This window comes from Streptococcus humanilactis, assembly GCF_019448275.1.
Lineage (GTDB): Bacteria > Bacillota > Bacilli > Lactobacillales > Streptococcaceae > Streptococcus > Streptococcus humanilactis.
Window position 1 is genome coordinate 139249 of record NZ_JAHXBZ010000004.1, and the last position, 23800, is coordinate 163048.

The window sequence follows — 23800 nt, forward strand, 5'->3', positions numbered from 1 at the left end:
ATCCTATTATAAAGCCATACTGATGTAGTTAAGGATAAACAAGGCATCCAAAATCCAAATCATGACATGAACATCTTTAGCTTGACCTTTGACAAGCTTAGTCAAAGTGTAAGTCAAGAAACCAACTGCAATCCCTTGAGTGATAGAGTAGCTGAATCCCATAAAGATAGATGTGAAGAAAGCAGGAACCGCTTCAGACATATCGTCCCAATGGATATTTTTCAAGCTAGCCAACATCATAATCCCAACGATAATCAAGATTGGAGCTGTAGCGGCTGTTGGTACAATCGCTAGAAGTGGGCTAAAGAAGCTTGAGATCGCAAAACAGATTGCCACGACCAAGGCTGTCAAACCAGTACGTCCACCTGCACCGATACCAGCAGCAGACTCAACATAAGTCGTTACGTTCGAAGTACCAGCGATGGCACCAATTGAAGTACCAATCAAGTCAGAGTAAAGAGCCTTGTCCAACTTAGCTGATTGGTGATTTTCACCATTTGTCGCTACGATACCAACTTTTTCACCTGTACCAATCAAGGTACCAATCGTGTCAAAAATATCTGTCAATGAGAAGGCTAGAATAGCCATCAAAGTTTCAGGCAAGCGAGCTGTATCTGAAATCAAAGCTCCCAAACCTTCTGAACCAAGAGCTGCACCAAAGACTGTCTTCAAGTCTTCAAAAGCTGCACCAACATGGTTATTAGCAAAATCGATACTAGACAAATCTACCAAACCAACTGCGATAGCAAGAACAGTTGTTGTCAAGATAGAGAGGATAATTCCTCCTTTAATCCCTTTAATGACAAAGAAGATTGTGATAGCAAGTCCTGCAAGAGCCACCAAAACAGCTGGATTATTAAAGCTAACCAATCCTGGAACTGCTGAAGCATTTGCTGTAATCGCTGCTTGAGCCTTATCAGCCCCTTCTCCTGCAACCGTGTAATTTCCTGGATCGATAGAGAATTTCAAAAGCCCAGCATTCTTAATACCTACGTAGGCAAGGAAGACACCGATACCAGCTGAAATAGCTGAGCGAAGAGCGTTTGGAATCGATTCAATGATCATTTTACGAACATTTGTCAAGGTAATAATCAATGAGATAATTCCACAGATGAAGACCATAGCTAGGGCTTCTTGCCAAGAATAACCGAGTCCAAATACAACTGTAAAGGTAAAGAAGGCATTGAGTCCCATACCTGGCGCTTGAGCATATGGCAAGTTGGCGTAGAAGGCCATCATCAGGGTACCAGCAACTGCACCGATAATCGTTGCGAGGAATACACCCTGAGCAGGCATTCCTGTTTGCGAAAGAATTTGTGGGTTTACAAAGAGAATATAGCTCATTGCAAAGAAAGTTGTTAAACCAGCGAGAACCTCTGTACGAACGTCTGTACCATTCTCTTTTAGTTTAAATAATTTGTCCATTATCAATCTCCTTTTAATTTTTACGAACAATAATAGAATTATATCATTTATCATTCACTTTTTCAATATCTTTGTTTGATTTATTTAAGAATTTGATGGAATTTCTTTTTTGGTTTCGAATCTGCTTTTCTTCCTGCTTTCTGTTATAATAGTAGACATCTTATCTGAAAAGACACTAGAAAGGTCCCTATGACGAAAAAAATTATTGCAGTTGACCTGGATGGAACCCTGCTCAACTCAGACAGTCAGATTTCTGACTTTACCAAAGAAACAATAAAAAAAGTTACTGAAAAAGGGCATCAGGTTATTATTACGACGGGTCGCCCTTACCGCATGTCAAAAGATTTTTACCGTGAACTAGGCTTAAACACTCCTATGATTAATTTCAACGGCTCCCTTACTCATTTACCAGACCAAGTTTGGGATTTTGAAAAGTGTTTGACTGTAGACAAAAAATATCTTTTAGATATGGTTCGACGTTCAGAGGACATTCAAGCCGATTTTATAGCTGGAGAATATCGTAAAAAATTCTACATTACAAATCCTAATGAAGAAATTGCCAATCCCAAACTATTTGGTGTGGAAGCTTTCCAGCCTGAAGATCAATTCCAGCCTGAGTTGGTAACCAAGGATCCTAACTGTATTCTGTTACAGACCAGAGCTAGTGACAAGTATGCCTTGGCAAAAGAAATGAATGCCTTCTATCAGCATCAACTGTCCATCAATACCTGGGGAGGTCCGCTCAATATCCTTGAGTGTACCCCAAAAGGTGTCAATAAGGCCTTTGCTTTGGACTACTTGCTCAAGGTAATGAACCGTGACAAAAAGGATTTGATTGCTTTTGGAGATGAGCACAATGATACCGAAATGCTCGCTTTTGCTGGGAAAGGTTATGCAATGAAAAATGCCAATCCTGATCTACTCCCCTATGCGGATGAGCAAATCGCCCTGACCAATGACCAAGACGGTGTTGCCAAAACCCTGCAAGACTTATTCTTATAGTCCATTCTGACCAGCTTGCGAGCTGGTCTTTGTGCTCTTTTCACAGTCTCATCAACCGGTTAATCGATTGTTCTACTTTTTGCATCCAAAACCTTGGAAAAGGCTTTCTTTTGTGATATACTTCACATATAAATACAAGAGAGCTCGTCACACTCGACTCTGTTGACACAAAATCAATCCAGTCCTGTTGTCCCTGTTCTCGGCCAATATCAAGGAGGATAGCTATGAAAGCTGTTGTTGTAAATCCAGAAAGCACTGGTGTTGCTGTTGAAGAAAAAGTACTCCGTCCACTTGAAACTGGGGAAGCACTTGTAGAAATTGAATACTGTGGTGTTTGCCACACTGACCTCCACGTTGCCCATGGCGACTTCGGTCAGGTACCAGGACGTGTCCTAGGTCACGAAGGTGTTGGTATCGTTAAAGAAATTGCACCAGATGTGAAAAGCCTTAAAGTCGGCGACCGCGTCAGCGTTGCTTGGTTCTTTGAAGGATGTGGTACTTGCGAATACTGTACAACTGGCCGTGAAACTCTTTGCCGTACAGTAAAAAATGCCGGCTACTCAGTAGACGGTGGTATGGCTGAACAATGTATCGTAACTGCAGACTATGCTGTTAAAGTTCCTGACGGACTTGATCCAGCCCAAGCTTCTTCTATCACATGTGCTGGCGTAACAACCTATAAAGCTATCAAAGAAGCCAAAGTTGAACCAGGTCAATGGGTTGTTCTTTACGGTGCTGGTGGACTTGGAAACCTCGCAGTTCAATATGCTAAAAAAGTATTCAATGCTCATGTTATCGCAGTTGATATCAACAATGACAAACTTGCCCTTGCAAAAGAAGTAGGCGCTGACATTGTTATTAACGGCCTCGAAGTTGAAGATGTACCTGGACTTATCAAGGAAAAAACTGATGGAGGTGCTCACTCAGCTGTCGTAACTGCTGTATCTAAAGTTGCCTTCAACCAGGCTGTTGACTCAGTTCGTGCTGGTGGTCGCGTTGTCGCTGTCGGCCTTCCTTCTGAAATGATGGAACTCAGCATCGTGAAAACAGTTTTAGATGGAATCCAAGTCATCGGTTCTCTTGTAGGAACTCGTAAAGACTTGGAAGAAGCCTTCCAATTCGGTGCAGAAGGTTTGGTAGTTCCAATTGTTCAAAAACGTCCAGTAGAAGATGCCGTAGCCATTTTCGACGAAATGGAAAAAGGTCAAATCCAAGGACGTATGGTACTCGACTTCACCCACTAATCTAATAGAAACCTATTTTAAAAGTTGGAATGCGCTTCCAACTTTTTTATATTAAATTTTTAAATAAGGATTCAAAAAAACTTCTCTAAAACTCAATATATCAATATTTTCAGATGTAATCTTTTTAATTATTTTATGATAAATAGTTGATTTTTAGATGAAAACGGTTTATACTTAAAAAGTCTTAAAGTTTTCTTAAACGAAAACTAAAACAAAAAAGGAGGAATGACAATAATGAGTATCGGAATCATTATTGCGAGCCACGGCGAATTTGCTGCGGGTATTCATCAGTCAGGATCTATGATCTTTGGTGAACAAGAAAAGGTTCAAGTTGTAACCTTTATGCCAAATGAAGGTCCTGATGATCTATACGCTAAGTTTAATAACGCTGTTGCTGCATTTGACGCAGAGGATGAGGTTCTAGTTTTGGCTGACCTTTGGAGTGGATCTCCATTTAACCAAGCTAGTCGCGTGATGGGAGAAAATCCTGAACGTAAGTTTGCCATCATCACAGGACTGAACTTACCGATGTTAATTCAAGCCTACACAGAGCGCCTCATGGACGCTGCTGCAGGTGTAGAAAAAGTCGCTGCGAATATTATTAAAGAAGCCAAAGATGGCATCAAAGCTCTTCCAGAAGAGCTAAACCCAGTTGAGGAAGTAGCAAGCGCTGCAGCTGCTCCAGTTGCCCAAGCTGCTATTCCAGAAGGAACTGTCATCGGAGACGGTAAACTCAAAATCAACCTTGCCCGTCTAGACACTCGTTTACTTCACGGTCAGGTTGCAACTGCTTGGACTCCAGATTCAAAAGCAGACCGTATCATCGTTGCTTCAGATAACGTAGCTAAAGACGAATTACGTAAAGAATTGATTAAACAAGCAGCTCCAGGTAAAGTGAAAGCAAACGTTGTTCCTATCCAAAAACTAATCGACGTTGCAAAAGACCCTCGCTTCGGAGAAACACATGCCCTTATCTTGTTTGAAACACCTCAAGATGCCCTTCGTGCTATCGAAGGTGGCGTGCCAATCAAAACTCTTAATGTTGGATCAATGGCTCACTCAACTGGTAAAACAATGGTTAACAACGTTTTGTCTATGGATAAAGAAGACGTTGCTACATTTGAAAAAATGCGTGACCTTGGTGTTGAATTTGATGTACGTAAAGTACCAAACGACACGAAAAAAGATTTGTTTGACTTGATCAACAAAGCAAACGTGCAATAATCGATTTTATGAAAGGATTTTAAAGATGTCTATTATTTCTATGGTTTTAGTAGTCGTTGTAGCCTTCCTAGCAGGTCTTGAAGGTATCCTCGACCAGTTCCAATTCCATCAACCAATCGTAGCTTGTACCCTTATCGGTCTTGTTACTGGTAACCTTGAAGCAGGGATCATCCTTGGTGGTTCTCTTCAAATGATCGCCCTTGGTTGGGCTAACATCGGAGCTGCCGTAGCTCCTGACGCTGCTCTTGCTTCTGTTGCTGCTGCCATTATCATGGTTCTTGGTGGCGACTTCACTAAGACAGGTATCGGTGTTGCCCAAGCGGTTGCTATCCCTCTTGCAGTTGCTGGTCTATTCTTGACTATGATTGTCCGTACACTCTCTGTCGGATTGGTTCACACTGCTGATGCTTCTGCTAAAAAAGGTGACTTCAAAGCAGTTGAACGTGCTCACTTTGTCGCACTTCTTCTTCAAGGTCTTCGTATTGCAGTCCCTGCAGCACTCCTTCTAATGGTACCAACTGAAACAGTTCAAAGCATTCTAAATGCTATGCCTGATTGGCTCAAAGATGGTATGGCTATCGGTGGTGGTATGGTCGTTGCCGTTGGTTACGCTATGGTTATCAACATGATGGCAACTCGTGAAGTATGGCCATTCTTCGCTATCGGTTTCGTGCTTGCTGCCGTGTCAGATATTACTCTAATCGGATTTGGTGCTATCGGTGTTGCTATCGCTCTTATCTACCTTCACCTTTCTAAAACTGGTGGAAATGGTGGCGGAGGAGCCGCAACTTCTAACGACCCAATCGGCGATATCCTAGAAGACTACTAAGATAAGAAAGGACTGAAAACATCATGACTGAAAAACTTCAATTAACTAAATCAGATCGTAAAAAAGTTTGGTGGCGTTCAACTTTCTTACAAGGTTCTTGGAACTATGAACGTATGCAAAACTTGGGTTGGGCTTACTCATTAATTCCAGCTCTTAAAAAACTCTACACTAAAAAAGAAGATCAAATCGCTGCTCTTGAACGCCATCTTGAGTTCTTCAACACTCACCCATACGTAGCCGCTCCAATCATGGGGGTTACTCTTGCACTTGAAGAAGAACGTGCTAACGGTGTTGAAATTGATGACGCTGCTATCCAAGGGGTTAAAATCGGTATGATGGGACCTCTTGCTGGTATCGGTGACCCAGTATTCTGGTTTACAGTACGCCCAATCCTTGGATCACTCGGTGCTTCACTTGCCCTTACTGGTAATATCTTAGGTCCAATCCTCTTCTTCGTTCTTTGGAACTTGATTCGTATGTCATTCTTGTGGTATACACAAGAGATTGGATACAAGGCTGGATCAGAAATCACTAAAGATATGTCTGGCGGTATCCTCCAAGACATCACTAAAGGTGCTTCTATCCTTGGTATGTTCATTCTTGCTGTCCTTGTTCAACGTTGGGTAAATATTAAATTTGCTTTCGATGTTGCCAAAGTTCAACTAGATGAAAAGGCTTATATCCATTGGGATAAATTGCCAGAAGGATCTAAAGGTATCCAAGAAGCATTCGCACAAGTAGGACAAGGATTATCTCAAACATCTGAAAAAGTTACTACTTTCCAACAAAACTTGGATATGTTGATTCCTGGATTATCAGGACTACTCCTTACTTTCCTTTGCATGTACTTGCTTAAGAAAAAAGTATCTCCAATCACTATTATCCTTGCACTCTTCGCAGTGGGTATTGTGGTACATGTTCTTCACATCATGTAATCAAGCAACTTAAAAGGAATCAGGTTCTAAAATCTGATTCCTTTTTTCTATACTTTTATTCGGCCAAGGCACCCATTGGATCCCATGGTGCAAGTACAATTGGTTCTGCTTCATAGGCAGCTTGTTCTTCAGCTGTCAGCAATTCTTTGCGGACAACGATTTGATATGTGTATTCGTCCATCCAAGCATCTGAGGCAACAAAGTAACCATCTGTACCGACCTTGTCTCCCCATGAGTTTTCAACCTTCCACTTAGTTGACTTGCCATTTTCGTCCAAATCAACACCTGTCAAGACCATGGCGTGGGTCATTAAGCTTTCACTATAGTCCAAACGTCCAGCCTTGTCTTGAGTAAGTTGAATGTCCATGCTTGATTCAAAGTCATAAACATCTGTCGCAAGGATTCCAGCTTTACGGTTGCTGAGCTGACCGACATCTGAACCAAACCAAACAGTCTCACCTGCTTGCATTTGGGCAATCGCCAATTCTTTCAAGCGCTCCATTGGAACGTTGATGTAACGAACCGCACGGCTACCAACTACATTTCCTAACATCTCAACTGTGTAAGATTTTCCGTAAGGCTTGTCAGCAGTTGGAGCATTGATAACAGAAACGTAGTCTTCTAGAGGAAGATTGACATATTTCTTGTAAAACTCTTGTGGTGTAATACCCTTTTCGCTTTGGTAGTTGTTATCTTTATCGCGATAAGCAAAGTCAAATTTACGTGGCGGAAGACCCAATGACATAGCAAGGAAGTTAAAGATTTCTTGCAAGAGGTCTTCTTTCTTAGCTTGAACAGTCGCTTGATCAGCACCTGAAGCTAATAGATCACGTAAAATTTGAGCATCTTGACGAAGCAATTTGTTGAGAATGGCATTTAGCTCACGGCTGCTACTAGATGAAACAGACTCAGGGTAAACTGACTTAGGCACGACACCGTATTTCTCAAAGAGGGCAACGACCATATCCCACTGACCACCGTCTTGTTGAGGTGTTTGAAGTAGGAATTTAACCTTGCGGCTCGTCAAGTCTTGGTCTGCAGTTGCAATGACTTGCTCCAAGAACCAGTTTGATTTCTCATACTTGTCCCAGAAGAATGTGTGGGCCTGTGACAACTCAAAATTTTCCAGTTTGTATTGTGAGATGAGCTTGTGGCGGAAGGTGTTGAGAGCCGCAAACATCCAGCAACGACCAGACGCTTTCTGGTTAGTAACCTTGTCCTTGGTCAAATCCAATGAGAAAACAGGTGTATTGTCTACATGGCTTTGGCGACGTTCTAGAGCTGCAAAAATTCCATTGTGACTAGCAGCATTTTCAATCGCTTGGTATTTTACATTTGCTTCATAATTGGCAAATAGTTTATCAGTAAATGATTCTTGAATCGCGTTCATAGATTCCTCCTTTTATTCTACAGTCTATTATAACTCTTTTCACAAAGGAAGCAACTGAAAAACATAAAAGGCAAGGACATTCTTCCTCACCTTTTTCGAATATAAAGCAAATTAAGCAATACTAGCAAGGAGAATTTCTAATTCCTCCTTGGTCAAGCGGCGCCATTCTCCTCGCTGCAAGTTCTCATCCAATACTAGCGTTCCCATAGTCAAACGTTGCAAGTCTACTACTTCCTTGCCACAGTATGCCACCATACGCTTGACCTGATGAAACTTCCCTTCTGCAATAGTCACACGGATTTGGCTCTGATTCTTTTCTACATCTATAGAAAGAATCTCCAGTCTAGCGGGCTGACAAGTAAAGTCTTTGAGAGGAATACCCTCAGCAAATGTCTCCACATCTCCTTGGGTCATGATTCCCTTGACTTGTGCCTGATAAGTCTTGTCCACATGACGCTTGGGTGAAAGAAGAGCATGGGCCAGCTTGCCGTCATTGGTCAAGAGCAAAAGACCATGCGTGTCAATATCCAAGCGCCCTACTGGGAAAACTTCCTTGCTACGAGCAATATCATCCAGCAAGTCCAGAACGGTTCTGTGCTTGAGATCCTCAGTCGCTGAAATAACCCCTTGGGGCTTGTTCATCATGTAGTAGACAAACTCTTCATACTCCAACACTTGCCCATCAAAGCAAATCTCATCTCTTTCTTCATCAATCTGCAATTTAGCTGACTTTTCTTTTTTACCATTTACCGTCACGCGCCCAGCCTTGAGCATGTTTTTGACCTCAGTCCGACTCCCAATAGCACAGGCAACTAAAAATTTATCTAATCTCATAGAACTATTATATCATATCAAAAGGAGGCTGTCTCAATGACCAACCTCCTTTTCGTTTCATACTCTTCAAAAATCTCTTCAAACCGCATCAACATCGCCTTGCCGTAGGTATATGTTACTGACTTCGTCAGTTCTATCTGCAACCTCAAAACAGTGTTTTGAGCTGACTTCGTCAGTTCTATCTACAACCTCAAAACAGTGCTTTGAGCAACCTGCGGCTAGTTTGCTCTTTGATTTTCATTGAGTATCAGATTTAAGAAATTAACTTCCTCGTCTACAGAAAATCGCTAAGACAATCATGGAACCTAGTACTGCCGGAATAATGGCAGTTCCTGCTATTATCGGTCCCCAAGTCCCAAAAAGCAAGTGGCCTATAAAAGCACCAATCCAACCCAGAAACATTTTTCCAAAACATCCCATTCGCTCTCCACGATTGGTCAGAGTACCTGCTAAAAATCCCACTAGGAGACCAACGAACATGCTTCCTAACATATTATCTCCTTAATTTGCCCAATTCCCATTACGGAAAAGAGGTACTCGCGTTCCATCCTCACGGATACCATCGATATCCATTTGGTTAGAACCAATCATAAAGTCCACGTGAACATCTGAACGGTTAAGTCCCGCAGCTTCAAGCTCTTCTTCACTCATCTCTGCACCACCAACGACGCTAGTCGCATAGGCTGCACCGATAGCCAAGTGGTTTGAAGCATTCTCATCGAAAAGGGTGTTGAAGAAGGTAATACCTGACTGAGAAATTGGGCTTGGATCTGGTACCAAGGCACATTCACCTAGGGCACGCGCACCCGCATTTTCAAAGACAAGGTCTTTCATGACCTGATCACCTTTTTCTGCAGTGATATCCACAATTTGTCCATCCTTAAAGGTTACCTTAATACCTTCAATGATATTTCCGTTATAGCTAAGCGGTTTTGTAGAAGTGACATAACCATCTGCGCGACGAAAATCAGGTGCTGTGAAGACTTCCTCAGTCGGCATATTTGGCAAGAATCCTTCACCCTGTGCATTGATAGCCCCAGCTGATTCCCAAACGTGGTTCTTTGGCAAACCAAGTGTCAAATCTGTTCCTGGCGCTGTGTAGTGAAGAGCTGAAAATTGTTCTTTATTGAGCATATCAGCTTTACTCTTAAGGATAGCTGCATGCTCTTCCCAAGCCTTAACAGGATCTTCTTCGTAGACACGGCAAGTTTTGAAGATTTGGTCCCAAAGGAGATCAACTGCTTCTTCATCGCTCGCAGCATTTGGGAAGACTTTCTTAGCCCACTCAAGTCCAGCAGCAGCGGCTACAGTCCAGCTAACCTTGTTGGCTTGAGTTGCGATACGCATTGGCTTCATGGCAAGTCCCATGGCTTTAGCAGAAGCCGAAAGCTTGTCAGCATCCACTCCATTCAAAGCACCCGGATCAGATGAACGAACTCCAAGACGGCTAGCCTTGTTCTCCAAAAGATAGTTCATCTCAGCAATCTTGTATTCAGGCACATTATCCAGACGCTCCATCGGCGCATGGAGGAATTTCTCGCGGTTAATGACATCATCTGTCCACTGAACGATGACCTCATGCGCACCCAAGGCATAAGCTTCTTTGACGATTAGATGCGCCAACTCACGTTGCTCCACATCGATAGAGAGAGCCAAAGTGTGCCCAGGTTGCACGTTAATTCCGTTCGCAACCAACAATTTCGCATATTTTTCTAGATTTTCTTTAAAATTTGGTAAAACCATTCTGTTTTCTCTTTTCTATTTTTATTTCAAATCTTTGAGCATATTTGTCTTACTCAAAATTCTTCCCTTACTAGTATATCACATATATTGGTAATTTAAAAAACAAGCTTACTGAAGCTTGTTTTAATTAGCTATTACAAAAATTGTGTACATATCTTTCGACTTCTTTTTCCATAGATTGAATCTCACAAATATCCCATCTATTGTTTTTAGAAGTTATCTTTGCCATCATCTGTAATTTTAAACTCTGACGATGGAATATCCCTTCTCTTTCCCATTGCTCTAATTTAGCCTCTGGATAGGAGTTGCCAAACCTGGAGTTCTGACTATCGGTAATGATACAAAGATTGCCAAAGGAATGTAAAAACTCAGCAGGTAATTGGCTCTCTCCATCATGTCCATTTGGATTCTGAGGATACCAATGCTCTATGGAGCGACGATATGCAAATTTGAAATTATCAAAATTAATATCCTTGTACTCTTTCTCTAATTCGGCACGATTTTGCCATAAAACATAATCTACAAAGTTAAAAGCATAAACGGGAATTGCCCCATATTTTTTGATACTTTTATCTTCGGTGAACAATCTTTCCTCAGCATATCTCACTGCCATTTTTTCAAGAAAATCCTTAAACTGACTAGCAAATTCTACTTGATTTAACTCTTCAATATGGTTAAACAAGAATTGCAAGATTTCATATAACCAACGACTATCACGATTGGCAGTAAAGGTCACAGCAAACATGGATTGAAGGAGGATAATGTTTTTGTTTAAATTGTCAAAGGTATTGTTTTGATAATTAATTCGAACATATTTCCGTCCTCTATTTTCATTTCGTTGATATGTCTCATACTGACCTCGTTTGATTTGCCATTCGGTTTCATTTTCTAATTGGACATTTTTTACGATAAACGTATCAAATATATGCTTCATAGTCAGAAGTAGTTGCCCAAATTGTTGGACCCATTCTCTATCTCGTCGTTCAATTTCAAAAATTTTCAATAATTTTTTATCATCAAATGTAGTTTCATCATTTCCTTCCATGATGAAAAAAACTTGAAGTAAAAATGTTGGAAAATCAATTACAGTCGTATAATTTGAAATATCTGTTCCATTATTTACTAAACTACTACTTTCATATTTTGTCTGAGTAATTGCATCTAGTAAACTTCGTTGCTCAATTTTTTTTACTCTTATTTTCTCAAATACACTTTCCAATTTGAAGTTAGTAGATTCTTTACCAAAAATTTTCTCCCCCTCTTCATCAGTATTGTCTGGTCTACTTCGGATTTGAAAAGTTTTTATTACCGGCTTATCAAATTCTGCACAGGCATCCCAAATTCTCGCAAATCTTTGTGCCATTTCTTGATCTTCACCGAACTTAGCCATCATTTGTGCCTTGAGAATCTCATGAGCCTCTAGTTGTTCTCCTCGAGAGTTGAAACGTTCGAAATAAAGATTCAAATCTAAATCTTCAGGAAGTATACTCCGAAAAATGATAACCTTCTCAAAAAGATAATCAACGAAAGACTGAGGATCAAGACGGCGCTCCTCTAGCACTTTTTTCAATGCGTCTCTAGCATGTCCGTAACCTCTAGTCAGCTCATTTTCATCGCCCTCTAAAATTTTTTTCTTGGCAAATAGATCTTGAATATTCTTATTTGATTTCTTCCGAGCTGGGAAGGTAAGATTGACAGCTTTCAATCTATCAAAACCAAACTCATGCTTCAAAGCTAAGGCAATCAAATTAAGGGCTGTTGTCCGTTGTTGCCCATCTATGATTTTGACAATGTCATTCTCTTTATTAACGACTAATGTTCCAATATAGTAATTGTCTCTATTTTCTTGAAAAGCATCTGCTACGTCGTTCAATAGCTGCTCAATTTCATCATAAGTCCAAGCAAAATTTCTCTGATAAAGAGGAATGGCATAGGTATCTTCATTTAACAAACGATTAACTGATAAGCTTATATGTGTTTCTACCATTTATCTTTTTCCTCTTCTATAATCTTATCCACAGTATAATTTTCAAATAATTCTCTATCTATCTTGACCATGAAATCATTCGGAGTGACAGCATGAGATAAAAGTTGAAATAGCTTTTGAACCTCTTTTTGTCTAAACCTTCCACCAGCGGCATAGTTCCCAACAGTTGCATCATATATGGCTTTAGACTTAACTCGAGGGTAGTAAGACCAAATAAACAAGGTCTCTACTATCTCCTTTGATAGCTCCTCTTTTCCAAATCTATCTGCGAAAAGCGAGCAAATATTTAGGAATATATTGTGACATTTAAGATAGCGTCCTTTTGAGCTACTGTAAATGTTTAACATACCTTCTGGGTAAGCTAAATTTTGTCCTTCCTCCTCTGACTCATTAGATATTCCTAACTGTTCATTTAAAAAATCTTTATGATTTTTAACAGTTTCATGAGCAGATTCAATATACTCAAAAAATTTACTTCCATCAATGATTGGCATAGTAATGGACATGGGGAGATTTTCAATATGACGATACAATTCTAAGTATGGAAAGTTCTGATTCAAATCAACGCCTTTAAAATCGTCAATAAAATCCTCTGTAAAACGGAGATAAGATCCATAACGCTTGTTTGTCAATCCTGTATCTCCTCGAGACCAACGTCTCATACGGAAAAGATGTTTATCAAACAACTCTTTGAGACTTAAATCTTTATCTTCTACAAATTGCTCCCACTTTTCAACAATCTTTTCATCTTCTGAATCTTCCTTGCGGAGATGATAGGCTTTGAGCAAATCATGAGGTTCTAAAGGTTTTCCACGATTATTCTGAGAATCAAATAGCTGAAAAGCCTCTGATAATCGTTTTTTGGGCATAATAATCACAGAGACAGCACAATTCTCTAATAAAAAGTTACAAATATCTTTTGCCTGATTTTCGCCAACCAATTGAGTCAAATTTTCCCACTCATTATAATTTTCACTCGCATGATAGCAAGATAGCTCTCCAAATTCAGCACTCAGTAGTTGATTAGCACCCTTATAATTCTCTAAATCATCTAATAAATGAAGAAACAAGGAAATAGAAATTAGCCGTTGCTGTCCATCGACAATATCTAAGTACCTATCATTTCCATCATTTTCATCATTTTCATGCAAGATAACGGAACCAATCTGATATTCCTTTTTCCCCATAGCATCTCGTAAATCATAAAAAAGATTACGGATATGTTTTCTGTTCCATTTATATGGTCTTTGATAAGAAGGAATCCGCAAATTCCCTTTTTTCAATAGTTCTCCAACCTTTTTAGAAGTAAATTGAATAGTCATTTTATCCTCATCTATATTTATCTATCATTTCTTGAACTGTTTGCTTCATATCCTCTACTAAAATCCGGGGAGATAAAACAGTAACTGCTTCCCCTTGTCCCAGCAACCAGCGTTTAAGACCCGGTGTATGCTGACTTTCAAACTGAAAATGAGTCCAATCGCCATTTTTCCCAACTATTTTTGCATTTGGAAATTGATCCATCACAATAGTCGGATCATACAAGTACTCGATTTCAATACTGATTTTCTTCCCGATAAAAGCATCCACTCTCTCGTTACGAATGTCGCCATCTCTAAATTTATCTCGATAAGAAATAGAGGGTTTCTCTATACCACTAAGAGACCATGACTGGATACGGTCTACTCTTAAAGTAATATAAATGGCATGTTTCAACTGGTAAACAACCAGATAGAAATAATGACTATCATAGTAAAGAGAGACTGGTAAAACAGTCTGCCTCTTAGAAGACTCAGAATAAGGTTTTTGATAGACAATATCTAGAACCTGTTCATGCAAAATAGCTTCTGATAAATTCCATATTTTCTCTATTCTATTTTGTTGATCCGTTAAGGGAGCATAGTTAAGCTTTTCGCTGCCAATGATCTGCTCAATTTCTTTCTGATCAGCACGGGGAACCAAGACCAGTAAATTAGTTAGTAAGCTAGCAATTTCTGGTCTGTTCAGTGCTCGATTTTCCAATAAAATCTTTGAAATAACGAGAATATCCTTTTTATTAAAAACTGACTTACTTGCTAAACAATACTTATTCGTCTTACGGTTATAAAGCAAATCTCCACTATAACTGGTATTACTAGATAAAATATCACGAAGTAGAGAAAAATCTCTCTGTATCGTCTTTTCACTAACCTCAAATTCCTGAGCCAATTGCTTTTTTCCTAACTGAGTCCCAAACTGTAAGCGTAAAAAGATCGTTAGCAGTCTCTCTTGATCATTCATTTGCAGTCCTTCTACATATTATTCAAACAATATTATTTCCAGTACATTATTATCACTTCTATAGTATAACTAGCACTTTATATTCAAAACAATTAAAGCAAAATAAACTAGCCCTTAGATGATTTCAACTGTACCACTATGCCAGATTCGAAGAACTCAACTACGGATTCTGGCATATTTTTTAAGTCTTCGGGTAAGCAGTCTGAATATACAATGAAGAGTTTGCTTCTTTTCTTATTCTCTTTGAATTGCTGCATCCAGTATTCCTGTACCCTTTGATCAGCCTCTCCCAAAAATTGAACTCCATCCAGAAAAATCAAATCATACTCTGTATACCCCATTTGCAGTTTCATCCATTGACTATGTTTAGAAAAAATCAAATTATCTCTCACTCGATAATATGCAAGTGATGCTATTGGAGTAACAGGTTTTATTTTAGTTAACGTATAATAAAACAAATGCCATCTATCAGTCTCTGAAATACCGCAAATGTAAATACATTGAGAATCTTCTTTTAAGTCTATTTGTGGGAATCCGGTCCAATCATTCCCATCATCTTTCAAGCCTTTTTCAAAATTATAAATTTCCTCTTCAATTGACACATTAGAATTTAAAATTTCTTGATTCACCATATTATACTCTCTTTTCTATTATTTTTAAGAGAATTATAACAAATCAAGTGGACATATTTTGTCCACTTGATCAAAATAAGCAATTTTTTAAAACAATTCATCAAACAAACTCAACTGGTTATCCTCTGGCATATTGCCGAGGATGCCCATTTCGTCCATCTTTTCAACCAAGGTTGATGAAAGCCCTCCACGCTTGCGCAATTCTGTTTTAGAGAGGAATTCTCCCTCTTCACGCGCTCGCACCAGTTGCTTGGCAACGTTCTCTCCCAGACCATCCATTGCTACAAATGGCGGGATGAGGGTATCCCCATCGATAAGGAACTCTGTCGCCTGACTGCGGTAGAGATCGAGTTTACCAAACTTGAAACCACGTTCCCACATCTCATTGACAATCTCAAGAGTTGTATAAAGATCAATTTCCACATTAGAGGCTTCATTGTTCTTCCGTTTTTCAGAGATTTCTTCCATTCTGCGTTTGATGGCATCCAAGCCCGCACCCATGGTCTTGATATCAAAAGCCTTAGCACGAATGGAGAAGTAAGCACAGTAATAATAAATGGGATGGTGAACCTTGAAGTAGGCCACGCGCAAGGCCATCATAACGTAGGCTGCCGCATGGGCCTTAGGGAACATATACTTGATTTTCCCACAAGATTCGATATACCACTCTGGCACCTTATTAGCCTTCATGGCTTCGATATAGCCATTGCGCTCCTCTTCTGAAATCTTCAGCCACAAGCCCTTACGTACCCGTTCCATAATGGTAAAGGCCATCTTAGGTTCCAGACCCGCATGCATGAGGTAAACCATAATGTCGTCCCGACAACCGATAACAGTCGATAGATCCGCAATTCCTTGCTTAATCAGATCTTGAGCATTCCCCAACCATACGTCAGTACCGTGGGACAGACCAGACAACTGCAGCAACTCCGCAAAAGTCGTCGGATGCGTCTCGTCTACCATCCCACGTACAAAGTTGGTTCCAAACTCTGGAATGCCCAACATACCCGTCGCTGTTCCTATTTGTTCAGGTGTTACACCTAAAACATCTGTCCCTGAAAAGAGAGCCATCACGCCTTCGTCATCCATAGGAATTTCATTAGGGTCAATCCCAGATAAATCTTGAAGTTTCCGAATCATGGTCGGATCATCATGTCCCAGTACATCGAGTTTGAGGACGTTCTCATCGATATCGTGGAAGTTAAAGTGGGTCGTTTGCCATTCAGCCGTCACGTCATCTGCTGGATACTGGACAGGCGTAAAATCATAGACATCCATGTAGTTAGGAATAACAACGATTCCCCCGGGGTGTTGTCCTGTTGTACGCTTGACACCGGCAGCGCCTTGAGCAAGACGTTCCACCTCTGCATCACGATAAAACTTCCCATAATCTCGCTCGTAACCCTTGACAAAGCCATAGGCAGTCTTGGCAGCCACCGTACCAACCGTTCCTGCACGGAAGGCATATTCCTCACCAAAGATATCACGCACATCCAAGTGGGCGCTAGGCTGGTCTTCTCCCGAGAAGTTCAAGTCAATATCAGGAACCTTATCCCCATCAAAACCAAGGAAGGTCTCGAAAGGAATATCCTGTCCGTTTTTGCTGAGTTTATGACCACAGTTTGGACAGTCCTTATTGGGCATATCAAATCCTGAACCGTAAGAACCATCGGTGATAAATTCACTGTACTGACACTGACCACAGACATAGTGAGGAGAAAGAGGATTGACCTCTGTAATCCCAATCATGGTCGCAACGAAACTAGATCCAACAGACCCACGAGAACCAACTAAGTAGCCCCGTTCATTGGAACGTTGTACCAGCATCTGGGAAGCCAGATAAATCACAGCAAATCCATTCCCCAGAATAGAAGTTAATTCTTTTTCAATCCGCAAATCAACAATATCTGGCAGCGGATTTCCATAAATCTCAAAAGCTTTCTTATATGTCAACTCAGCAACTGTTTCTTCAGCCTTGTCGATGAAAGGCGTGTATAAGTCACCCTTAACAACCTCAACGGGTTCAAAGATTTCTGCCAAGGCATTGGTGTTTTCAATAACCAATTTCCGAGCTAATTCCTCTCCCAAGAAGGCAAATTCATCCAACATCTCATTAGTTGTTCTAAAATGAGCTTTTGGAAGAGGAGCAGGTTGAGCATGTTCCCCATGACCTATAGTTCGGTTAATCATTGCCCCCTGTCCCAAACTACGGACGATAATTTCACGGTAAATCTCTTCTTCAGGTTCGATATAGTGGACATTTCCCGTAGCCAGAACAGGCTTACCAAGACGATCTCCAACCTCTATCAAACTTTTGATAATGGTCTGTAGTTCTTCCATATCCTTGACCTGCTCCTTAGCAATCAAGGGAGCGTAGATAGCTGGTGGCATGACCTCGATAAAGTCATAATACTTGGCCACCTCAACCGCCGCATCCACACCTTGGGAAACGACTGCATCAAAAACTTCACCTTCAGAACAGGCTGAGCCTAAAATCAAACCTTCCCGATGGGCATCTAAAACCGTTCTCGGAATCCGTGGCACCCCTTCAAAGTACTTGGTATTGGATAAAGAAACCAGCTTAAAGATATTTTTTAGACCCACCTGATTCTTGACATAGATGGTCGCATGCTTGATCCGAGCTTTTTTATAAGAATCTGGACTAATCAAATCAATGTTAAGTCTAGCTAGATCGGTCACACCATGTTTTTCTGCTACTTCTTTGATAAAAATAAAGAGCAGACGACCAGTAGCTTCCGCATCGTAGTTGGCCATGTGGTGATGTTCCAAAGCCACACCAAAACGCTTAGTTAAAGGCCCCAAACCATGACGTTTATACTCAGGATAGAGATTTCTAGCAAACTCAAGTGTATCAATAACTGGCTGACTAATCTTTGGCAGACCATGACGCTCATAATTGGCATTCATAAAGCCAACGTCAAAGGTAGCATTATGGGCAACTAAGACTGTATCCTTGCAGAATTCTTGGAATTCCTGTAGCACTTGTTCCAGTGGTTTGGCATTTTTGACGTGATCATCTGTAATTCCAGTCAACTCAGTAGTAAAAGCTGACAAGGGATGCCCAGGATTGATAAATTCATCAAATTCAGCAATAACATTCCCCTTGTACATCTTAGAAGCCGCAACCTGAATCAAGTCATTATAGATAGCTGAAAGCCCCGTCGTTTCCACGTCAAAGACCACATAGGTTGCTTCGGACAAGTCCATCTCCACTTCATTGTAGACGATAGGGACACGATCCTCCACGATATTGGCTTCCATTCCATAGATTAGCTGAATTCCCGCTTTCTTAGCCGCCTTATAGCCATGTGGGAAAGACTGGACATTCCCATGGTCCGTTATGGCAACCGCCTTGTGTCCCCACTTAGCAGCTGTCGCAACGATCTCTTCTACCTCGGGTAGAGCATCCATAGTCGACATGTTAGTATGAGCGTGAAACTCAACCCGACGCTCACCTTCTGGCATCAAATCCTTCCGCTCATAGTGAACAACTTCCTGCACATCCTGCACGTTCATAGTCAAATCGCGTGTGAAGTTATTCATCTCCACATTCCCACGAACTCGGAGCCAAGAATTTTTCTTAATTAGATCAAATTTCTGAGCCTCTTCCTCGTTCTTAACCCACTTTTGCATAGAAAAACTGGAAGTGTAGTCTGTCATTTTAAAGTTGATCAAAACACGCCCTGTTCTGGTCACTTTTTGCTCCACATCAAACACAACACCTTCAAAGACCAGACGATTTTCCTCCGTCGTCACTTCGATCATAGGAGTAATCTCTGCCTTATCCAGCTTCGGTTTAGCTGCAGCTTTTTTAGCTTGAAAATCAAAGGATGGTTTCTCTTCCGCTGGAGGAGGTGCCATCTGTTCTAGTTGTTCCATAGCACGGAGCGCTTCCTCATTGGCCGCTTGAACAATCTGCTCATTTTCAGCATGGAAGGCCTCTTCCTGCTCTTGGGTCAACACATCATTTTTCTCTACTTGACAATTAAAAGTTGGAAAACCAAACTTTTCAAGTTGTTTAGCTAAATTAGGAAGATGATTCTTCTTAAAGTGTTCCTTATCAATCGCCTCGGAACCTTCAATAAAGAGTTGGTTCCCCTCCGCACGAACTTGCAAATTTTGATAAAGTGACTTAAAACCTTGACTAGCACATGGCCCCTCAGAAAAAGCCTCTCTATAATAGGCCTGCAAGAGTTGATTTGAAAATTCTTGAGACAGAGCCTTGATTTCGAAAACAGCTTTATTTCCTGTCTTAGAAAATTCTTCGCTCAAACCTTTCTTTAATTCTAAAAAGATTTCAATCGGTAAAATATTAGAAAATACGAAATGAAACTCCCATACCTTACTAATTTTATGAACCACAACTCGCTCAATATCAGCCTGTGCTAAAGCAGGAGCCTGTCTCATTTCAGAAGGCATCCCCAGTTGATTCATCAAAATTTCAAAACTATTTGACATTCATTTTCCTCACATTATTCTCCTACTATTTTACCATACTTAGAGGTGTTTTCTAAAGACAAAAGGAAGCCACTAAGTGACTTCCTTCTAGAGTGAGGACTGATTAGTCTTCACCTTTGTTTTTCTTAATGATTTCTTCTTGTACTGACTTAGGTACATCTTCGTAGTGGTCAAATACCATCATAAATGTACCACGTCCTTGAGATGCAGAACGAAGAACTGTTGCGTAACCGAACATTTCAGCAAGTGGAACGTAAGCACGAACGATTTGGCTGTTACCATGTGCTTCCATACCATCTACACGTCCACGACGAGCAGTTACGTGCCCCATAACATCACCAAGGTTTTCTTCTGGAACAGTGATTGTTACAAGCATCATTGGCTCAAGGATAGCTGGTTGTGCTGATTTAGCAGCTTCTTTAAGGGCAAGTGAAGCCGCGATCTTGAAGGCAGTTTCAGATGAGTCGACATCGTGGTATGAACCATCGTAAAGCTTAGCTTTAACGTCAACCATTGGGTAACCTGCAAGAACACCGTTAGCCATAGATTCTACCAAACCTTTTTCAACCGCTGGGATAAATTCACGAGGAACCACACCACCGACGATTGCGTTTTCGAATTCGAATCCTTTACCTTCTTCGTTTGGAGTAAATTCAATCCATACATCACCGAATTGACCTTTACCACCAGACTGACGTTTGAAGAATCCACGTGCTTGAGTAGAAGCGCGGAATGTTTCACGGTAAGATACTTGAGGAGCACCTACGTTTGCTTCAACTTTGAACTCACGACGCATACGGTCAACAAGGACGTCAAGGTGAAGCTCACCCATACCTGAGATAACTGTTTCTCCAGTTTCAACGTTTGTTTCAACGCGGAATGTTGGATCTTCTTCAGCCAATTTTTGAAGGGCGATACCCATCTTATCTTGGTCAGCTTTAGATTTTGGCTCAACCATCAATTGGATAACTGGTTCTGGAACGTTGATTGACTCAAGGATGATTTTAGCTTTTTCATCTGTCAATGAGTCACCAGTTGTAGTATCTTTCAAACCAACGGCAGCAGCGATATCACCTGAGTAAACAGTGTCGATTTCTTGACGGCTGTTAGCGTGCATTTGAAGGATACGTCCGATACGTTCACGTTTACCTTTAGAAGTGTTTAATACGTAAGAACCTGATTGAAGCACACCTGAGTAAACACGGAAGAATGTCAAACGACCTACGAATGGGTCAGTCATGATCTTGAAAGCAAGAGCTGCAAATGGCTCATCATCAGATGCTGGACGAGTTTCTTCAGCGTCTGTATCTGGGTTAACACCTTTTATTGCTGGGATGTCAAGTGGGCTTGGAAGGTAGTCGATAACCGCATCAAGCATCAATTGAACACCTTTGTTCTTGAAGGCAGAACCACACAATACTGGGAAGAATTCAACGTTGATAGTCGCTTTACGGATACCAGCTTTCAATTCTTCGTTAGTGATTTCTTCACCTTCGAGGTATTTCATCATCAATTCTTCGTCAGTTTCAGCAACTGCTTCGATCAATTTTTCACGGTATTCTTGAGCTTGGTCAAGGTATTCAGCTGGGATGTCTTCTTCAAGGATATCTGTACCAAGGTCGTTAGTATAGATTTCAGCTTTCATCTTGATCAAGTCGATGATTCCACGGAAATCATCTTCAGAACCGATTGGCAATTGAATTGGGTGTGCGTTTGCTTGAAGACGATCGTGAAGTGTGCTTACAGAGTATAGGAAGTCAGCACCGATTTTGTCCATTTTGTTGGCAAATACGATACGTGGAACTCCATACTCAGTTGCTTGACGCCAAACTGTTTCAGTTTGAGGCTCAACACCTGATTGTGAGTCAAGAACGGTAACCGCACCATCCAATACACGAAGAGAACGTTGTACTTCGATTGTGAAGTCCACGTGTCCTGGTGTGTCGATGATGTTTACGCGGTGGTTGTTCCATTGAGCTGTTGTCGCAGCAGATGTGATAGTGATACCACGCTCTTGCTCTTGCTCCATCCAGTCCATTTGTGACGCACCTTCGTGAGTTTCACCGATTTTGTGGATTTTACCAGTGTAGTAAAGAATACGCTCAGTAGTTGTTGTTTTACCAGCATCGACGTGAGCCATGATACCGATATTACGAGTTTTTTCAAGTGAAAATTCGCGTGCCATGAGGTTTGTTTCTCCTATTTATTTTTGATTTCTATTCTATTATAACACGATTTTAATAAAAACGGATAGGCAGGACCTACCCGTTCTAAATGTTTTCATGCTATTGTTGGTTTCAACTTGTAGATTTACAAATTGAATCGAACTCGGGCTAAAGTTAATTAGCCGATTTGAGCCGGAACGGGATGCTGTGTGAAAAAGATAAACTTCCTTGTATTCGTCGAATACTGCGTCAGTTTCCTATTTTCATCTTGCATCCTTACCGTTCCTAGCATCATGATATAGTTGAGCTCAAGCTAAAAGTCTGGAGAAAAAGATGAATCTCATTGGTTGCAATCGCAACCTGCTTTGATTCCCTATTTTCTCTGGGACTTTCTTAACGCTTTCGCATCCTATCTTACCAACGGAAGTGTGCGAATGCACGGTTAGCTTCAGCCATACGGTGAGTGTCTTCACGTTTCTTAACTGCTGCACCAGTGTTGTTAGCAGCATCCAAGATTTCTTTTGCAAGACGGTCTTGCATTGTGTGTTCACCACGAAGACGAGCGATTGTTACCAACCAACGAAGTCCAAGTGTTGTACGACGTTCTGGACGAACTTCAACTGGGACTTGGTAGTTAGAACCACCAACACGGCGTGCACGTACTTCAAGTACAGGCATGATGTTTTCCATAGCTGTTTCAAATACTTCAAGTGCATCGTTGCCAGTAGCTTCTTTGATTTGCTCAAAAGCACCATAAACGATTGAAGCAGCAGTACCACGTTTACCGTCAAGCATAACGCGGTTGATAAGACGAGTAACTAGTTGTGAATTGTAAAGCGGATCTGGCAATACGTCACGTTTTGGAGCTCTATTTTTACGACTCATTTCTCTTTATCCCCTTTCCTTATGCTTTTGGACGTTTAGTACCGTATTTAGAACGGCCTTGTTTACGATCGTTAACACCTGCAGTATCAAGTGCACCACGGACGATATGGTAACGTACCCCTGGAAGGTCTTTTACACGTCCACCACGAAGAAGCACCACGCTGTGCTCTTGCAAGTTGTGTCCGATACCTGGGATGTAGGCAGTAACTTCGATAAGGTTGCTCAAACGTACACGAGCAAATTTACGAAGGGCTGAGTTAGGTTTTTTAGGTGTCATTGTTCCAACACGAGTTGCAACACCACGTTTTTGTGGTGAAGAAACGTTTGTTTGAACTTTTTTATGACTGTTGTAACCAACGTTCAAAGCTGGTGATTTAGATTTTTCTACTTTTGATTTACGCGGTTTGCGAACCAATTGGTTAATTGTAGGCATCTACATTCTCCTGTGTTTTTTTATTTTTGGTGATGATACACTTGGTGACAGCTATCATCTGTGTGTACTTTTGCAACATTTGTCAGCACGTCCCTGTACACTCTTGAGAGACCAAAAGTAAAAAGTACCGTCTATTATTGTAACAAAATTTTCCCTTGGTTGTCAAGATATTTTTCTTTTTTTATTCTTAATTTTAGCTCTGCTAACTTCTCAAAGTAACTTCCACTCACCTGACCAAAGTGGAAATTAGTCTAAAACGGATTTTTATGGTGGAATTAAGTGTGAGACGTTTGAGTTAGAAATGAGGTCTACT

18 protein-coding genes are annotated in these 23800 nt (G+C 40.8%); 5 read left to right on the forward strand and 13 right to left on the reverse strand.

Going from position 1 to position 23800, the window contains the following annotated elements; genetic code table 11:
* Window positions 1-6: 6 nt before the first annotated feature.
* Window positions 7-1425, reverse strand: a complete 1419-nt coding sequence (locus KV696_RS07185) for an NCS2 family permease (RefSeq protein WP_000359256.1) — start codon at window positions 1423-1425, stop codon at window positions 7-9.
* A 189-nt stretch (window positions 1426-1614) separates the two neighbouring features.
* On the opposite strand from KV696_RS07185, the gene KV696_RS07190 reads away from it, so the two are divergent.
* From KV696_RS07190 to KV696_RS07210, 5 genes are all read left to right on the forward strand, one after another.
* The gene (locus KV696_RS07190) at window positions 1615-2427 is read left to right on the forward strand and encodes a Cof-type HAD-IIB family hydrolase (RefSeq protein WP_219967241.1); all 813 of its coding nucleotides are present in this window, start codon (window positions 1615-1617) and stop codon (window positions 2425-2427) included.
* A gap of 224 nt (window positions 2428-2651) precedes the next feature.
* The gene (gene adhP / locus KV696_RS07195; RefSeq protein ID WP_138021993.1) at window positions 2652-3671 is read left to right on the forward strand and encodes an alcohol dehydrogenase AdhP; all 1020 of its coding nucleotides are present in this window, start codon (window positions 2652-2654) and stop codon (window positions 3669-3671) included.
* 234 nt (window positions 3672-3905) lie between these two features.
* Complete coding sequence (locus tag KV696_RS07200) at window positions 3906-4895, forward strand: PTS sugar transporter subunit IIB (RefSeq protein ID WP_000021970.1); 990 nt, start codon at window positions 3906-3908, stop codon at window positions 4893-4895.
* Between the two features lie 25 nt (window positions 4896-4920).
* Window positions 4921-5724 (forward strand): PTS mannose/fructose/sorbose transporter subunit IIC, encoded by an 804-nt coding sequence (locus tag KV696_RS07205; RefSeq protein WP_000022716.1) that lies wholly within the window; start codon window positions 4921-4923, stop codon window positions 5722-5724.
* Window positions 5725-5747: 23 nt separating this feature from the next.
* On the forward strand, window positions 5748-6659 hold the full coding sequence (locus KV696_RS07210) for a PTS system mannose/fructose/sorbose family transporter subunit IID (protein ID WP_219967242.1): 912 nt from the start codon (window positions 5748-5750) through the stop codon (window positions 6657-6659).
* Window positions 6660-6714: 55 nt separating this feature from the next.
* On the opposite strand, the gene pepC is transcribed toward KV696_RS07210, so the two are convergent.
* The 12 genes from pepC to rpsL all read right to left on the reverse strand — a co-directional run bounded on the left by pepC (window position 6715) and on the right by rpsL (window position 23487).
* Entirely contained in the window at window positions 6715-8049 is a 1335-nt protein-coding gene (gene pepC, locus KV696_RS07215; RefSeq protein WP_219967243.1) for a C1 family peptidase, read from the reverse strand.
* A gap of 111 nt (window positions 8050-8160) precedes the next feature.
* Complete coding sequence (locus KV696_RS07220; RefSeq protein ID WP_219967244.1) at window positions 8161-8883, reverse strand: pseudouridine synthase; 723 nt, start codon at window positions 8881-8883, stop codon at window positions 8161-8163.
* A gap of 261 nt (window positions 8884-9144) precedes the next feature.
* Complete coding sequence (locus KV696_RS07225; RefSeq protein ID WP_219967245.1) at window positions 9145-9375, reverse strand: GlsB/YeaQ/YmgE family stress response membrane protein; 231 nt, start codon at window positions 9373-9375, stop codon at window positions 9145-9147.
* A gap of 9 nt (window positions 9376-9384) precedes the next feature.
* Window positions 9385-10626 (reverse strand): aminopeptidase, encoded by a 1242-nt coding sequence (locus KV696_RS07230; RefSeq protein ID WP_219967246.1) that lies wholly within the window; start codon window positions 10624-10626, stop codon window positions 9385-9387.
* Window positions 10627-10753: 127 nt separating this feature from the next.
* Complete coding sequence (locus tag KV696_RS07235) at window positions 10754-12613, reverse strand: DUF262 domain-containing protein (RefSeq protein ID WP_219967247.1); 1860 nt, start codon at window positions 12611-12613, stop codon at window positions 10754-10756.
* The gene (locus KV696_RS07240; protein WP_219967248.1) at window positions 12607-13935 is read right to left on the reverse strand and encodes a DUF262 domain-containing protein; all 1329 of its coding nucleotides are present in this window, start codon (window positions 13933-13935) and stop codon (window positions 12607-12609) included. Before KV696_RS07240 ends, KV696_RS07235 begins: the two co-directional genes overlap by 7 nt.
* 7 nt (window positions 13936-13942) lie before the next feature.
* Window positions 13943-14893, reverse strand: a complete 951-nt coding sequence (locus KV696_RS07245) for a helix-turn-helix transcriptional regulator (protein ID WP_219967249.1) — start codon at window positions 14891-14893, stop codon at window positions 13943-13945.
* 107 nt (window positions 14894-15000) lie between these two features.
* Window positions 15001-15525 carry a DnaA ATPase domain-containing protein gene (locus KV696_RS07250; RefSeq protein ID WP_219967250.1) on the reverse strand — a complete coding sequence of 175 codons (525 nt, stop codon included), beginning with the start codon at window positions 15523-15525 and terminating at the stop codon, window positions 15001-15003.
* 87 nt (window positions 15526-15612) lie between these two features.
* Window positions 15613-20004, reverse strand: coding sequence for a PolC-type DNA polymerase III (locus tag KV696_RS07255; protein WP_219967251.1), 4392 nt, complete (start codon window positions 20002-20004; stop codon window positions 15613-15615).
* Between the two features lie 103 nt (window positions 20005-20107).
* The gene (gene fusA / locus KV696_RS07260) at window positions 20108-22189 is read right to left on the reverse strand and encodes an elongation factor G (RefSeq protein WP_050242575.1); all 2082 of its coding nucleotides are present in this window, start codon (window positions 22187-22189) and stop codon (window positions 20108-20110) included.
* 394 nt (window positions 22190-22583) lie between these two features.
* Window positions 22584-23054: a 30S ribosomal protein S7 gene (rpsG, locus tag KV696_RS07265; RefSeq protein WP_000087873.1), complete on the reverse strand. Its 471-nt coding sequence runs from the start codon at window positions 23052-23054 to the stop codon at window positions 22584-22586.
* Window positions 23055-23073: 19 nt separating this feature from the next.
* A complete protein-coding gene (gene rpsL / locus KV696_RS07270; protein ID WP_001142332.1) occupies window positions 23074-23487 on the reverse strand; it encodes a 30S ribosomal protein S12 in 414 nt (137 codons plus the stop codon).
* Window positions 23488-23800: the final 313 nt, after the last annotated feature.